Source organism: Paenibacillus sp. 2003 (assembly GCF_031455635.1).
Classification (GTDB): Bacteria; Bacillota; Bacilli; order Paenibacillales; family Paenibacillaceae; genus Paenibacillus; species Paenibacillus amylolyticus_B.
In genome coordinates, this window is sequence record NZ_JAVDTB010000001.1 from 1,957,577 (window position 1) to 1,973,121 (window position 15,545).

At 45.4% G+C, this 15,545-nt stretch carries 11 protein-coding genes; 7 read left to right on the plus strand and 4 right to left on the minus strand.

Annotated elements, in window-relative coordinates:
* Nucleotides 1–122: 122 nt before the first annotated feature.
* Nucleotides 123–1,007, minus strand: a complete 885-nt coding sequence (locus J2X75_RS08595; RefSeq protein WP_310335761.1) for a carbohydrate ABC transporter permease — start codon at nt 1,005–1,007, stop codon at nt 123–125.
* A gap of 417 nt (nt 1,008–1,424) precedes the next feature.
* Here J2X75_RS08595 and J2X75_RS08600 point away from each other — a divergent pair, with 417 nt between their 5' ends.
* The 5 genes from J2X75_RS08600 (at nt 1,425) to J2X75_RS08620 (ending at nt 12,033) form a co-directional block, all read left to right on the plus strand.
* Nucleotides 1,425–2,282 carry an ABC transporter permease gene (locus J2X75_RS08600; RefSeq protein WP_145325524.1) on the plus strand — a complete coding sequence of 286 codons (858 nt, stop codon included), beginning with the start codon at nt 1,425–1,427 and terminating at the stop codon, nt 2,280–2,282.
* Nucleotides 2,283–2,362: 80 nt separating this feature from the next.
* Nucleotides 2,363–3,868: an extracellular solute-binding protein gene (locus J2X75_RS08605; protein WP_310335763.1), complete on the plus strand. Its 1,506-nt coding sequence runs from the start codon at nt 2,363–2,365 to the stop codon at nt 3,866–3,868.
* Nucleotides 3,869–3,900: 32 nt separating this feature from the next.
* A complete protein-coding gene (locus J2X75_RS08610) occupies nt 3,901–5,043 on the plus strand; it encodes a glycoside hydrolase family 88/105 protein (protein ID WP_310335764.1) in 1,143 nt (380 codons plus the stop codon).
* A 222-nt stretch (nt 5,044–5,265) separates the two neighbouring features.
* Entirely contained in the window at nt 5,266–10,371 is a 5,106-nt protein-coding gene (locus J2X75_RS08615) for a pectinesterase family protein (protein WP_310335766.1), read from the plus strand.
* Between the two features lie 24 nt (nt 10,372–10,395).
* The gene (locus tag J2X75_RS08620; RefSeq protein WP_310335768.1) at nt 10,396–12,033 is read left to right on the plus strand and encodes a glycoside hydrolase family 43 protein; all 1,638 of its coding nucleotides are present in this window, start codon (nt 10,396–10,398) and stop codon (nt 12,031–12,033) included.
* Nucleotides 12,034–12,254: 221 nt separating this feature from the next.
* Here J2X75_RS08620 and J2X75_RS08625 read toward each other — a convergent pair whose 3' ends face one another.
* Entirely contained in the window at nt 12,255–12,467 is a 213-nt protein-coding gene (locus J2X75_RS08625; protein ID WP_310335769.1) for a hypothetical protein, read from the minus strand.
* Nucleotides 12,468–12,778: 311 nt separating this feature from the next.
* Between J2X75_RS08625 and J2X75_RS08630 the strand changes: the two genes are divergently transcribed.
* Nucleotides 12,779–13,582, plus strand: coding sequence for an undecaprenyl-diphosphate phosphatase (locus J2X75_RS08630; RefSeq protein ID WP_310335771.1), 804 nt, complete (start codon nt 12,779–12,781; stop codon nt 13,580–13,582).
* Between the two features lie 275 nt (nt 13,583–13,857).
* Here J2X75_RS08630 and J2X75_RS08635 read toward each other — a convergent pair whose 3' ends face one another.
* Entirely contained in the window at nt 13,858–14,469 is a 612-nt protein-coding gene (locus J2X75_RS08635; protein ID WP_307536069.1) for a GNAT family N-acetyltransferase, read from the minus strand.
* Nucleotides 14,466–15,077, minus strand: a complete 612-nt coding sequence (locus J2X75_RS08640) for a TetR/AcrR family transcriptional regulator (RefSeq protein WP_310335773.1) — start codon at nt 15,075–15,077, stop codon at nt 14,466–14,468. The genes J2X75_RS08635 and J2X75_RS08640 overlap by 4 nt, the downstream gene beginning before the upstream one ends.
* Before the next feature lie 243 nt (nt 15,078–15,320).
* Between J2X75_RS08640 and J2X75_RS08645 the strand changes: the two genes are divergently transcribed.
* Nucleotides 15,321–15,515 (plus strand): hypothetical protein, encoded by a 195-nt coding sequence (locus J2X75_RS08645; protein WP_310335775.1) that lies wholly within the window; start codon nt 15,321–15,323, stop codon nt 15,513–15,515.
* Nucleotides 15,516–15,545 lie beyond the last annotated feature (30 nt).

Here is a 15,545-nt window from a genome sequence, read left to right on the forward strand (position 1 = left end):
CATCTATCTTCACTGATTTATCACATACTGAAATGTGGACTTCAATACCACATGTTATGAGTCCACGTTCAAATCCCCTCAGGTTAATAACCCGAGGGGATTGTTCGTTCTCAGTAGAGTGTTTACCCTTTCACCGATCCGAGCAGGGCTCCCTTGGTAAAGTGTTTCTGTACAAATGGGTACGCAATCAGCATCGGTACGGTAGCTACAACGATCACACTCATCTTGATTGTTTGCGATGGAGGTACAACATCTACAACGGAGCTATTGCCATCCATACCACTGGAGACAATGACAATCTGGCGGAGCAGTACCTGAAGAGGCCACATTCTGGACTCATTGAGATACAAAATAGCATTCATATAGGTATTCCAATAGGATACGCCATAAAACAGGGACAGTGTAGCTATCGATGGCAAGGCCAGTGGAATCATGATCTGCAGCAGAATACGAAAATCATTGGCTCCGTCGATCTTGGCTGATTCCTCGAGACTGTCGGGGAGAGCCTGAAAGAAATTGCGCATGATGATCAGATTAAAGGCGTTGATGGCTGTAGGAATGATCATGGACCAGTACGAGTCGATTAACCCAACAGCTTTGACGACCAAAAAGGTAGGAATCATGCCGCCACTGAACAACATGGAGAAAACGATCAGGAAATTGATAAAGTTTCTGCCCAGAAGATATCTCCGGGATAACCCGTAAGCCATGAGCGCTGTTAGTGTCATGCTCACAATGGTTCCTGCCAGCGTGATGAATATGGATACGCCCAGTCCTTTGAAGATGGTAGGTGTAGAAAAGATGTAACGGTAGGCATCCAGAGAGAAGGTCGTGGGGAACAAAATAAACTTCTTTTGCACAATCTCTTGTGTGGAGGCGAAGGAACTGGCAACGACATTTACGAAGGGCAACAGACAAGCCAGAGAGAAAAGAAGCAGCAGCGTATAATTCATTACGTTGAATATGACGCCTCCGAGGCGTTCCTTTCGAATAGCGATTTTGGACATATGGATTGTTCCTCCTTGATGGATAATGATCTGCCCTAACCATAACAAGCAAAGATTATTACGTATATAATCCTCACCTACTGAACTTGAAGAGGGGAGAATCGTGGTTTTTGAGGATAGAGAACCCTGATAATCAGCAGGACGAATAATAATCCTGAACTACAATCAACCAATACAAAAATGGACTAGAGCCCCGGTACACGCGAAGTTGTTCAACCACAATAGCTAATGATTATGTACGTAATCGCTTACATGAAATATGCTTGGGAAGCAATCAACGCAAATCCAGATCGAGGAGGTTAGCAAGCAGTGAGAGAATCAGAACCCTCAGTCGTTTCGTTGCAACGCAACGCATACGGAAAGACCGGACTAACTCATTATTTGAGAAGGGCTGCATCCAACAAACTTCTCTATTTAATGATTCTTCCCGGCTTCGTGTACTTTGTGATCTTCAAGTATTTTCCCATGGGCGGACTTATCATTTCATTTCAGGATTATCAACCGTTTCTCGGAATCAAGGACAGCCCATGGGTAGGTTTCAAGCATTTTATTCGTCTGTTTACGGAGCCGACCTTTGCCATGTTGCTTAGCAACACTTTGATTTTGTTTGCGCTGGAGTTGGTGATCTTCTTTCCGATTCCCATTATACTCGCCCTAATGATGAATGAAGTACGGCACAAGATGTTCAGAAATTCCATTCAGACCATCGTGTACATTCCACACTTCATGTCCTGGGTAATCATCGTATCCATCACATATGTATTCCTCAGCGTAGATGGGGGAGTCGTCAATGAAATTATTGCAGCCTTTGGAGGAAGCAAAATCAGCTTTTTGACATCACCGGAGTGGCTTCGTCCGATGTACATCTTACAGATTATATGGAAGGAAGCAGGCTGGTCTACGATCATCTACCTTGCAGCCATTACCGTGGTGGATACGCAACTCTATGAGGCCGCAGACATGGATGGTGCATCACGGTTGCGTAAAATGTGGCATGTGACCTTGCCAGCCATTCGTCCCGTCATTATTACATTGCTTATTCTTAAAATCGGCAACACGCTTGAACTCGGATTCGAACATATGTATTTGCTTCTGAATTCGCTAAATCGCGAAGTGGGAGAGATTTTCGATACGTACATCTTCACCGCCGGCTTAAAGAACGGTCAATTAAGCTTCAGCACCACAGTAGGGTTGTTCAAGGGCTTGGTTGGACTGGTACTCGTTATGCTCGCTAACCGGTTGGCGAAAAAGTTGGGTGAGGACGGGGTCTACTAGTGAACGAAGTGCAATGTCGAAACTTAATTGAATCGTGAGGATGTAGGCTCTACAAAAAAATATGAAAAGAGGAGTTACACATGAGATTTAGATCCTTCAAATTGTTAGCGTTTACGTTATGTGGAACCTTACTTCTCTCCGCTTGTTCCGGGGGGAACAACGATACGGGCATCAATGCCGATGGAAAGACAACGATTAGTTGGTTAAACATCATGCATACTGCTTCGCCGCCGACCGATACGGTACTTAATAAGATTGAAGAGTTCACAGATGTAGATATCCAATTTTCATGGATACCCGATGCTTCCAAGGAAGAACGCCTAAATACCTCACTTGCTTCAGGTTCACTGGCTGATATCGTCTCCCTGACCATTCTGGAAAACTCTTCGGTCCGAAATGCGCTGAAAGCAGGCGTCTTCTGGGAAGTTGGACCTTATCTCGATGAATATCCAAATCTGGAAGGCATCTCTCAGGATATGCGTAATTCCGCATCCATTGAGGGGAAGTTGTACGGTATACCCATGCAAAAACAGGTTGCACGTAACGGTGTCATTCTTCGTAAAGACTGGCTCGATCATGTTGGATTACCTGTACCCAAAACAACTGCCGAATTAATGGAAGTTGCCAAAGCCTTCACGGAGCAAGACCCTGATGGCAATGGAGCCAACGATACGACAGGATTTATTGATCGGAGCGACTTGGTATTCGGTGCATTCAAAACACTGAGCTCCTACTTTGGCACCCCAAGCGGCTGGGCCATTAGCGAGGATGGAAAAGTGACACCCGAGTTCGAAGCGGAGGGTTATATCCAGGCCATGGATTATATGAAAGAGTTGTACCAGAATGGGTACATTAATCAGGATTTCGCGGTAACCGCCAAGAAGGATCAACAAGAGGGGTTTGCTCAGGGCAAAGCCGGGATATATGTGGGTGCATTATTTGACAGCAAAGGCCTGTTTAATCTGGCCAATGGCGTACAGGACGACATGGAACTCGTCATGGTGAATGATATTACATCAACGGGAAATGAAAGTGACCGGGCCATATGGTCCACGTCCAATGGTGTAGGAGGACTGCTTGCTTTCCCAAAATCGGAAGTTAAAGACGAAGCTGAATTGAAACGGGTTCTGAAGTTTATGGATGATCTGATGAGTGAAGAGGTGTTTACCTTGATGACCTACGGTATCAAAGATGTGCATTATAGCCTCGACGAGAACAATGGTGCCACAATTATTGATACCAAGCTATGGGAGCAAGAGGTACAGCCATTTTCTTCCTCGCGCCCCAACGAGAACGGGTATGCCATTATGGATGCTGACCCGCTCCGTATTGAATCTACACGGTTAATTGAGGAAAATACAACCTTTGCCGTGCTGAACCCGGTGTACTCGCTGGAATCACCAACGTTCTCAGAACAAGGCTCTGAATTGCAGAAGATCATCACGGATGCGACTTACAAGTATATCCTGGGCAAGATGGATCGTGCTGGCTTCCAGAATGCAATTGATACCTGGAAAAAATCAGGTGGAGACAAAATCATTACCGAATATGAGGCAGCGCACCAAGCCGTATTAAACAAAAAATAAACAGCAAATAGTGCGGAGGAGGAACTCTACAGATGCTTGAAACGAAATCTGTTAAGGATTTATGGGCAGCCAAAACAGCCGCATCCATCATGGAGCGAACCCCTAAGCTGTATGAAGAAAACGGGCACCACGGCAAGTGGTCTTATGATTATGGAGTAGTGTTAAAAGGATTTGAACGGTTATGGCAAGCGACAGGTGATGAGCAATATGCGCAATACATCCAGTATAATATGGATTATTTTGTTCAAGATGATGGATCTGTTCGGGGATACCGGATGGAAGAACATAATATCGATCATTTGAATAATGGCAAGCTGATGTTCGGCCTTTATGACAGGACAGGGAAAGTAAAATATAAGCTTGCAGGAGATCTGTTACGTGAACAACTTGTGACTCACCCCCGCACGTCAGAGGGAGCTTTCTGGCACAAGCAAGTATATCCTTACCAGATCTGGTTGGACGGTCTCTATATGGGAGCGCCGTTCTATCTGGAGTATTTGATTCGTTGGGAACCCGAAGAGGAATTATTGAATGATGTAACCAAACAATTTATATTGTGTGCCAAACATACCCGAGACGATGCTACAGGACTGCTCTATCATGCTTGGGATGAAAAACGCGTTCAGCCTTGGAGCCATTCGGTAACAGGGCAATCGCCTAACTTTTGGGGCAGATCTATCGGCTGGTTTGTTATGGCTTTAGTGGATGTTCTGGAGTTATTACCGAACCATCATCCCGATTATCGCAAGTTGGTTGATATTTTCACGGATACGATGGCCGCTCTGCGCACTTATCAGGATACAACTAGCGGGGTATGGCATCAGGTGGTGAATGAGGGGGATCGCAAAGGGAATTACCTGGAAGCGTCAGCATCCAGCATGATTGTATACGCCCTGGCCAAAGGTATTCGCCTTGGATGGTTACCACGGGAATGGGAACCGGTATTGAATCATGCTTATGCAGGATTAATCTCTGAATTCGTAATGGAAACCAATCAGGGTTGGGTGAATCTCTACAAAAACTGCCAGGTGGCAGGGCTCGGTGGAGATACCCGACGTGACGGAAGTTACGCTTATTATATAAGTGAGCCGATTAAAACCAATGATCAAAAAGGATTGGGTGCCTTCTTGCTCGCATGTACCGAATACGAGTACCTGATGCATGCCAAAGCTTAATTGCCTATGACGAGACCCGGTGTATCGGAAACCTAGAACGTGATCGCAGGAAGAATACGGATAGGTTTCGGATTACAACCGGTTTTCGCACCTTTAATTGATAACGCTTACATTATGTTGAGGAGGTGATGCCAGGTAACAGAAAGATTTACTGCATGAGCATCTGGTTCTCAGTGAGGTAACATCTGCACAAATACATGTAAACCGGAGGAGGAAGATTCGTTGAAAAAAATTGTATCATTCGTATTGGTCGTTGCAATGTTATTTAGTGTGCTACCAGGTATGGTTGCTGCAGAAGATGAAGCTACTCCGTTATTACCCGCATTTCCCGGTGCTGAAGGTGGCGGTAAGTACGTGACAGGTGGTAGGGGAGGATCGGTATATGAAGTGACCACCCTCTCCGATTCCGGCCCCGGATCTCTTCGAGATGCCGTTAGTCACAGCGATACAACCGTTGTATTCAGAGTGGGAGGAACGATTCATCTGGAATCCCCTCTGGCGATTACCGGTTCTAATATCACGATTGCTGGACAGACAGCTCCAGGAGAAGGCATTACCGTATCGGATTATTGGACTACATTCCAAGCAGATAACATTATCGTCAGACATATGCGCTTTCGGCTCGGGGATAAGCACCCAAGTGAGGATGACGTATTTGGCGGGCGATACCACAAAAACATTATGATCGACCACTCATCGTTTACCTGGTCTGTCGATGAAGTGCTGAGTATGTACGCCAACGAGAATACAACTGTGCAGTGGTCTGTCATTGCTGAGAGCATGCTGATGACCACGCATCAGAAGGGGCGACATGGATATGCAGGCATCTGGGGCGGGAACAACACGTCTTACCATCACAATATCATTGCTCACAATGTAAGCCGTAACCCAAGATTTGCAGGAGCTCCTGGTTTTAATACCGAGTCCTACAACAATATTGTCTATAATTGGGGGTTCTTCTCTGCTTATGGCGGTGAGGAAGGCAATTATAACCTCATGAATAACTATTATAAATATGGACTGAATACGTATCGCAACGCCCGGGATCAAATTTTCCTCGATGTTGGCCCTGATACACGTATACATGTGAGTGGCAATGTCGTGGACGGTTATCCCGATGTCACAGCGGACAACTGGTTAGGTGTGGGTGAACTTGCGAATCCAGATTCCAAACTACTCTCGCCAGTGCAGATGGCTAATCCCGCATCCATCGACGATGCAGAGATAGCCTATAAGCAAGTCCTTGCAAAGGCAGGTGCAAGTCTGCCAAGACGAGACGCCATAGATGCACGAATCGTAAACGATGTGAAGAATCGCACCGGACAACATATTAATTCGCAAAAGGAAGTCGGGGGTTACCTTGAGTTCGAGGAGACGGCGTCAGCTCTGGTTGACTCTGATCATGACGGTATTCCTGATGAATGGGAGATCAGCATGGGACTCGATCCTAATGATTCTGCTGACCGCAATGAGACACATGAATCAGGTTATACCTATCTGGAAGTTTATCTGAACAGCATTGCTGGCAATGGATCTATTAATCCTACGGTTGAAATTCAATCACCTGCCAACCATACCGTTCAGACTGAAGGTTCTTCCGTTGGGATCACTGCTTCTGCCTCTGATGTAGACGGTAGCATTGCCAAAGTGGAATTTTACCAAAACGATGTGAAACTGGGGGAAGATGATACAGCGCCTTACACGTTTACTTGGGAAAATGTGCAGGATGGCACACATTATCTCACTGCCCAAGCAATTGATGACTCAGGTACTTCAACGCAGTCCAACAATGTCACGGTACATGTTCACAAGCAGAACAGTATTGCCCCTTGGTCATCCGCCGATATTGGAGAACCGGGCATTAAGGGTCATACCCAATTGGGAGCTAGCGATACTGAAGTTACGGTAAAATCAGCTGGAGATATCAGTGGAGAGACGGATCATTTCCACTATGCTTACCAAGCCTTAGAAGGAAATGGTGAGATTGTAGCTAGAGTTGATCAGGTGACAGCTACCGACGATGGTGCGGAAGCAGGTGTCATGATTCGTAAAAGTCTGGATGCATCATCCCCGTTTATTGCCGCCATGGTCACTTATGTAAAGGGTGGACAACAAGCAGTTAGCCTCGTTCGTGACGGAGCAGGTAACGAAGTTGCACATCAGGAAAAAGGTGGTATGGTCACACTCCCGTATTGGGTAAAGCTTGTGCGACTTGGGGATCAAGTGAACTCACTCGTATCCAAGGATGGTAACGACTGGTTTGTTATCGATTCACAATCATTCCCAGCAGACGAAACGGTCTACATCGGATTGGCAGCCGATGCTTCCAAACCGGATGATGAAGTTGATAAGCTCAATATATCTGTTTTCTCCAATGCATCTGTTCAGGAGTTGCCTGCTGATTTCCCAATAGCACCCACTGAACTTGTAGCTGAGCCAGATCTTAAGTCCATTCACTTACATTGGGATGAAGTGCAAAGTGCGGACTCTTATTCGATATATAGATCAGAGATTCCTGGTGGGCCATACACTTTGCAGCAAGAGGGTATCACGATCACCAGCTACACAGATCCCAATCTCACTGTAGGTAAATCCTATTATTACGCTGTAAAGGCTATGAATGATCATGGCACAAGCTTCTACTCAAATGAAGCTAGTGCATCAGCGGAAGGAGAGCCGGAGACAATTCATGATATAAATGATGATTTTGAGGATATCGAAACCAATACAATCCCAGCAAGTTACACTGTGTTACCTGATCCACAGACAGCCGATCTCAAAGTCGTTGTGACGCCTGTTCCTACAGGAACAACGGGGAACTCATCTTCTAAAGCGCTCATGCTGTACGACAATGGGGTTGGCATTTCTCAATTCGTGAGATCCTTCCCACCACAACGGGACAGCTTTGTGTTTGAAGCTGATATTATGTCTCAAGGCTGGCCTGGCACATCAACGGTACTGCAATTGCAAAATGGAACGGGAAGTCGCACCGCACTCTCCATCGAGCTACGCAAACCTTCTGCTCCGGTAGCTGAGGATCAATATACGCTAATTTACAAAAAAGAAGGCGAAGATTACAAATTAATGGATGCACCGGTCAATAACCGCTGGTACAGCTTAAAGATCGTTGGCAATGTAGCCTCGCAAAAAGCGGATATATACGTTGATGATGTGCGCGTCGCAGATGATGTGCCGTTCCAGGCCGATGTGGCTGCCGATGGTGTTGGACGAATGTTTGCCAGAACACCAGGCACGGGTAAAGGAACGTTGTTCTATGACAATGTAAAACTCTATGTTGAACCAGTTAGTTCTCCTAAAGGGCTACGCTCGGAGCCAGGCAATGGTATGGTGAGATTACACTGGGAGGAAGCGGATGGAGCTTCTACGTACAATGTAAAGCGTAGTATCCAGTCCGAGAACGACTATGAATTGATTGCTTCTGAATTAACTGAGACAACCTACATTGACGAAGAGGTCACCAATGGAACGACCTACACATATGTCGTGACGGCCGTTGGTCCTTTGGGCGAGAGCGGCAACTCGAATACGTCTTCAGTGACACCCTCGGAGGATGCTGTGCGGCCGGAAGTGCCTGAGAGTCTGATGGCTGTTGCTAGAAATACACAAGCAGATTTAACGTGGGAAAAAGTCGAAGCAGCTAACTACTATACAGTAAAACGCAGTTTGCAGGCTGAAGGCCCGTATACAACTGTGGCATCTCGTACGCCTGTTCCTACGTTTCGGGATGGAGGACTGGATAATGGAACGACCTACTATTACGTCGTATCTGCTACTGGGATTGGAGGAGAGGGAGCAGATTCTGCCCCTGTTTCTATAAGACCGACCATGGCTCTATCTACTCCTAAAGTCACAGTAGAGCCTCTTCCCGAATCCGTTTCTATCGCATGGGAAGCTATAGAAGGAGCTTCGACTTACGTGATCAAGCGTGCAACGTCCGTGACTGGAACTTACGAAGTCATTGCTGATCAGGAATCTGGAACTTCCTATCTGGATACAGGACTCGTGAACGGTAAGCCCTATTATTACAAGGTGACTGCACTTGCTCAAGGTACACGAAGCCTTGACTCCGCAACCGCTGGCACTCGACCAGCATTGGATGATGGTAGGCCTCAGCCTCCGTCGGAGATTCGTGCAGAGCCAGATGAAAGTAAAATCTCTCTTGCTTGGCAAGAAGCCGAGGGAGCTGAGTATTATGCAGTGAAACGAAGTGAATCACCCGAAGGGCCGTTCGTTACTGTAGCTTCCAGTGTAGATGATACTTCATTTTCTGATACACAGTTAATCAATGGCACTGTCTACTATTACGTCATTACTTCGTTTAATGAAGTTGGCGAGAGCATGTCTTCCGCTCCAATATCTGAAATTCCTGCACCCGTTCTAACAGTGTCATCTGATGGAAGTGCACAATATGAACAGGTTCAGGAAGCCATTCATGCGGTTCCTGACAATAGCACGCTTCCTACCATCATACGAATCAAGGACGGAGTCTACCGTGAGAAGCTGGATGTACCGTCCAGCAAAAAACATCTGCGAATCATTGGCGAGAGCCGGGAGGGTACTGTGCTGATCTATGGTGATTCTGCCAGCACATTGGATTCATCCGGCAATCCTCTCGGCACCTCAGGCAGCTATAGTTTTCGGGTGCAGACAAACGATTTTACGGCTGAGCATCTGACAATACAGAATGATGCTGGCGACAATGCAGGTCAAGCGGTTGCTCTGTTAGCTCGTGGTGATCGTCTGGTATTCCGAGACGTTAGCCTAAAGGGATGGCAGGACACACTCTATGTGAACGATGGAAGACAATATTATGTGGACAGTTATATTGAAGGTGATGTTGACTTTATCTTTGGCAATGCAACTGCATTGTTTGAGAACAGTGTCATTCACAGCTTAAGCAATGGTTACGTTACAGCAGCATCCACTGCGGAAGAGCAGTCTGGTTATGTATTCCTGAATAGCCGCATTACTGGCGAATCAGGTCTTGCTGGTACGATACCTCTTGGCAGACCGTGGAGACCTTATGCTAATGTAGTCTATATCAACAGTTATATGGATAATCACATCAGCTCATCCGGATGGAATAACTGGAGTAACTCGGATAATGAACGGACGGCACGTTTTGCCGAATTTGCCAGTTATGGGCCTGGAGCGAATCCCAAAGCACGTTTTAACTGGACGACTCAGTTGACTGCAGAAGAAGCAGAGAAATATCTGCCTGCCCAGCTCTTTGCAGGAGCGGATGATTGGAATCCGGCTTTAGAACTTTCACTCGTGCAAGAGAAGGCTGAGATCGATAATCCATAACATATTAATGAAGGAGAACTTCACGTGAAAACATTTCGCAACCCTGTGTTGCCGGGATTTCATCCAGACCCGTCGGCCATTCGTGTAGGAGAAGATTATTATCTCGTTACGTCCAGTTTTGAATATTTTCCGGGCGTACCGTTATTCCATAGTAAAGATCTGGTTCATTGGCAGCAGCTAGGCCATGTTCTTGATCGTGCTCCACAGCTTAATTTGGATGGGATTATGCCTTCTCGGGGCATATGGGCTCCAACGATTCGTTATCATAACGGCACATTCTATATGATTACTACATTTGTTGATAATGAAAAGAAAGAACATAACTTCTATGTAACCACTACCGATCCGTCAGGTGACTGGTCTGATCCGGTATGGCTGGATGATGCGCCAGGTATTGATCCGTCGCTTTTCTTTGACGAAGACGGGCGAACCTACTACACCGGGAATCGAATCCCACCAGCAGGTCAAGACTATCCCAAACATATGGATATCTGGCTCCAGGAAATTGATTTAAAGCAGGGTAAGCTTGTTGGTGAAAAAGTGAGCATCTGGCAGGGGGCGCTCAAAGTTGCCCATGCTCAGGAAGGACCGCATATCTATAGAAAAGATGACTGGTATTACCTGTTAATTGCAGAAGGAGGAACCGGCCATACACATGCGGTAACGATTGCACGAAGCCGCCACATCACAGGTCCCTTTGAAGGTCACCGAGCCAATCCAATTCTCACACATCGGCATCTCGGTAGAGATTATCCAATCGTGAATGTAGGCCATGCCGAATTAATTGAGACCCAGCAAGGCGACTGGTGGTTGTTTTGCCTTGCATCCAGAACGGCTGGAGGATATTACCGGAACCTGGGTCGGGAAACATTCCTGACTCCTGTTCGATGGGAAGAGGAGTGGCCGGTTGTCAGTCCGGGTGTTGGCAGACTGGAACTGGAAACAATATCGCCAGACTTGCCTGAAATGAAGTGGCTAAGTAAACCTGTTAGAGAGGATTTCGACGAGGACCGTCTGTCTCCAGAGTGGAATTTTCTTCGAACTCCGCGCGGCGAGTTCTGGAGCTTAACCCAGCGACCGGGACATTTGCGATTAAGATTGAAATGCGACCAACTGACGGATTCAGGAAACCCGGCATTTGTGGGACGCCGTCAACAACATTTGTGCTTTTACGCAGCAACACAACTGGAATTCAAACCGCAACATGAAGGAGAAGCAGCCGGTCTTACTCTTTTTCATAACGCGAATCATCATTTTCGATTTGAGTTAACACTAAAACAAGGAGAGCCTGTCATTCAACTTATGGAGCGTGAAGATGGTGAGGAAAGGCTGCTGGGTTCAATACCTTGGAACACCAGTATCATCCAGTTGAAAGTGGAGGCGCAACAACAGCAATACAGTTTTTATTATCGTTTAGGCGATATGCATGAATGGGAAGTCTTAGTCGAATATGTTGATGGTCGGTTGCTCAGTACAGATCGTGCTGGGGGATTTACGGGAACATACATCGGCATGTATGCAAGCACACAAGTCGATTTAAACTCAGTAGACAGTGTTGATCAACTACACTACGATATCAAAAATTCTTCTTATGTTGATTTTGATTGGTTTGATTACAAAGGGTTGGAAATTAACAGATCAAAAAGTAACGTAGACAAGTAGAAAGCAAGGAGTAACATGAATATAAAATGCCGCTAACATTAGCGGCATTTTATATTTTCTTTAAGTTTGAACTTAAATATTGAAGCTCCATTGTATGCTCAATTCGTTGGACCTTTATAAAATGATAAGAGGATTCGATTCTGCTATCATCTTATTTTATCGCTTAGTCTTAATCTTGATAATCGGCATCAAGTGTTGTTCCTTTCCATTCTTCCATGCTTTCAAGCAGTGTTGTGAATTTGTGTTTGGCCGCTTGATAAGCTTGTTGCCCAAGAAGCAAACGGAGAGGGGCCGGGAGTTTCAACAATTTGAATGAGTGCCTCAGCTAATTTAACAGGATCACCAGCTTTTTGACCTGCCCCAAGTTGAATCCCTTGCAACATTTGACCCACAATGGATTCTTTGTATTCAGGTATGGATGTCTCGGTCTTCACAGAAGAGCGACCGCCCTCAATGTTGTTGTTTTTTAAGGAACAATGTTCATGTGTTGTCGAGGGACAAGAACATGGTCCGATTACCGATTAGACATATAACTAATCGATTCTTTTCCTTGTTAATTCATTTAGCTAACGCGCAGGTTAGTTTTACAAGATACATCAATATGATCTGTATATCATTTAAATGATGTGACAATAATGTCACACTGAAATGAATATTGTTATGCTAATCGATGGGAAATATAGTCATTTACTCTTATACTTGAACTTGTTAAGCAAGTTTATTTTCGTAAAGGGGATATCTTCTAATGACTGATGTAATAAAAGCAATAATACTTGGCATAATAGAAGGCTTGACTGAATTCTTACCAGTATCATCTACTGGACATCTTATTTTAGCAGGCAATTTACTTAACTTTGAGGGAGACGCGGCAATAACCTTTAAAATTGTTATACAGTTGGGTGCAGTGATGGCAGTTCTAATTCTTTATTGGAAAAGGTATATGGAGATTGGGTCAAACTTAATTAAAATGGATTTTTCAAAAAGTAAAGAATTAAACGTAATACATATGATTTTGGCTATGCTACCAGCATTAATCGTATATCTTCTACTAAAGGACACTATAAAAAGTCAATTATTCGGCCCTAAACCTGTCTTAATTGGTTTAGTTGCTGGTGGTTTGTTAATGATCATCGCAGCACAGAGTAAGAGAACTACCAGCGTTGATACAATTGATATGATTAGTTACAAACAAGCTTTTGGGATTGGCTTATTCCAATGTCTAGCTTTGTGGCCAGGTTTTTCGAGATCAGGTTCGACGATTTCAGGTGGCCTTTTGCTCGGTACTAGCCAAAAAGCTGCCGCAGATTTTACGTTCATTATTTCTGTACCTGTTATGTTTGGTGCTACCTTGTTGGACTTATATGATAGCCGCGATTTACTTAGTTTAGACGATTTTTATCTAATGTTAATTGGCTTTATGACATCCTTTCTTGTGGCTATGATTGCGGTAGTAACGTTTATTAGACTGATCAAGCGACTTCGATTGGAGTGGTTTGCTCTATATCGTTTTGGATTAGCAGCCCTTTTCTATTTAATCGTCATACTGTAACTGTAAACTATAATTTATAAACTCTTTTATTTTATCGGTATTTCACCCATAAATTCATTAAGCTAACGGGAAACAATAGCTCATAATACAAAGAAGCAGATGATCAATGTGATCGGCTGCTTTTTGTTCAACTAATGGGCAGAATAGTTCAATCGGTTCTCGGGTATTTTATAGTTTGGATAATTTTAAGAACCTAGTAAATATAACTTTTATCTGAAAGATACGCAGATCTTATAAATATTGTCGGCGCAAGTTGTTCAAGCTTGTTGTGGCGCTTAGGCCTTCTCGAAACACAACGAGACCATGTGATTGATACCTGATATACGGGCCTGCCTGGGAGATAGGGACTTGCGTTTGTACTCTGTGAACCCCAGCTTCTCATACAATCGAATGGCCGGGACATTGGTATCGGCAACCTCTTCTATGAGATAGTTACGGTACGGCAAATGAACCAGCATATGTTTAATAACTGCCGAAGCCGCTCCTTGGCCGCGGAAGGATAAGGCAGTACCGATAAACTCGACCGATCCCGTTTCGGCCGGCGGGTCGACAAACGGTTTTTGGAACTCCCTCTTCAGAATGAGTGCCGCCATCGAACCCTTGAACCAACCCAGATGCCTGCGGAGCGGTGCGCTCTGAAGTTCTAGGGAGAAGCTCTGACAGTCCGTGCATGCGCCGAAGGCCGCCACCCGATCGCCAGCGAGAGCCACATAAAATTGATCTAGCACGAACATATGGGCGAACGCCTTTGCGGTGACATCTCGGTCTTTAGAAAAATACGTGAGCCACTGCGAGAAGCCGTCGGCGAAAATCTCCGCCATCTGGTTTCTGACCTGTACACCCGCGTGGTCTGCGCGGACAACCTCAAATGCGCCCGAGTACTTCATAACGTTTCACCTTCCTTTTCGAATACTAAGGTCAAGAGCGATCTCGACGGCATCGTGAATTTTTCCTCCAGCATCACCTTCATCATCGCCAGCCCCTGAATGGAGGAAAAGAAATATTGTGCCATCTCAAAAGCGTTCCCTTCACGGAGCTGGCCCTGCCGCTGTCCTTGAACGATGAGCGTGGCAGTCGCTTGCAGTAGATCGGTATTAATCTGCTTGAGAGCCGCTTTCCGACCGTCCGTCTCCGTGGAGAAGAAGGATTGTGACATCAGCAATAAGAGGTGCCCCAAGTCATCGCCAGAAGACAGATCGAGATACACCTCGTTCGCGAACCGTGCCAGTTCCTCAGCAGGCTCATCACTGGTCTGAAATCTCGCGATCAGCGTCTCAAGTCCGGCCATGGCGAACTGCACCAGTTCCTCGAATAGCTGATCCTTTGTTTTGTAATGGCGGTACAGCAGACCGGTGCTAATGCCAGCCTGATCGGCAATATGCTGCACATTGGTGGAGCCGTATCCTTGACGAACAAACAGCCGCATCGCCGCTGTCTGAATTTTGGTGCGGGTTGCAAGGCGCATAGCCTCGTATTGCTCAGGTGTACGGGGCACTTTGGAAGCTCCTTTATTGAATGAATTTTAATTCATCATAAAATCATTGAAGCAAATTGTCAACGTGTAATGTGGATGTGGAGTAGGGAGCGGTAGACGAGCCGGTAGACCCGCGAGCAAGTCGAAGGACTTCAGCCGCCTAAGGAACTCATTAAATAAAATGGGAACCTTAGTTAATAGCCCCAGTCTAAAACATCTTATTTGAAGCAACTAGAATTAATTGCTCTTATAGGAGGTTTTATTATGATTTTAAGTGAACTTTGGAATCATTATGAGGGGGATGTAGATATATCAGGGTTAACTCTAAATCTCCTGAAGGAATACTTAGCCAAGCAATCGGATCGTTTAAAGCCACGCAACTTAGGGCCCCGTATCCGTTTTGTACTTTCTCGGTTTGCATACGAAGAAACCTATCTATCTAGCAATCCTTCCATATAACTACGTGAGCCAAAATTGAAGAAGCGGGAT

Excerpts from the sequence above, each read along its gene's own strand:
- J2X75_RS08630 (WP_310335771.1), top strand. The coding sequence starts at position 12,779 with ATGACTGATGTAATAAAAGCAATAATACTTGGCATAATAGAAGGCTTG.
- J2X75_RS08610 (WP_310335764.1), top strand. The coding sequence starts at position 3,901 with ATGCTTGAAACGAAATCTGTTAAGGATTTATGGGCAGCCAAAACAGCC.
- J2X75_RS08635 (WP_307536069.1), bottom strand. The coding sequence starts at position 14,469 with ATGAAGTACTCGGGCGCATTTGAGGTTGTCCGCGCAGACCACGCGGGT.
- J2X75_RS08605 (WP_310335763.1), top strand. The coding sequence starts at position 2,363 with ATGAGATTTAGATCCTTCAAATTGTTAGCGTTTACGTTATGTGGAACC.
- J2X75_RS08595 (WP_310335761.1), bottom strand. The coding sequence starts at position 1,007 with ATGTCCAAAATCGCTATTCGAAAGGAACGCCTCGGAGGCGTCATATTC.
- J2X75_RS08600 (WP_145325524.1), top strand. The coding sequence starts at position 1,425 with ATGATTCTTCCCGGCTTCGTGTACTTTGTGATCTTCAAGTATTTTCCC.
- J2X75_RS08645 (WP_310335775.1), top strand. The coding sequence starts at position 15,321 with ATGATTTTAAGTGAACTTTGGAATCATTATGAGGGGGATGTAGATATA.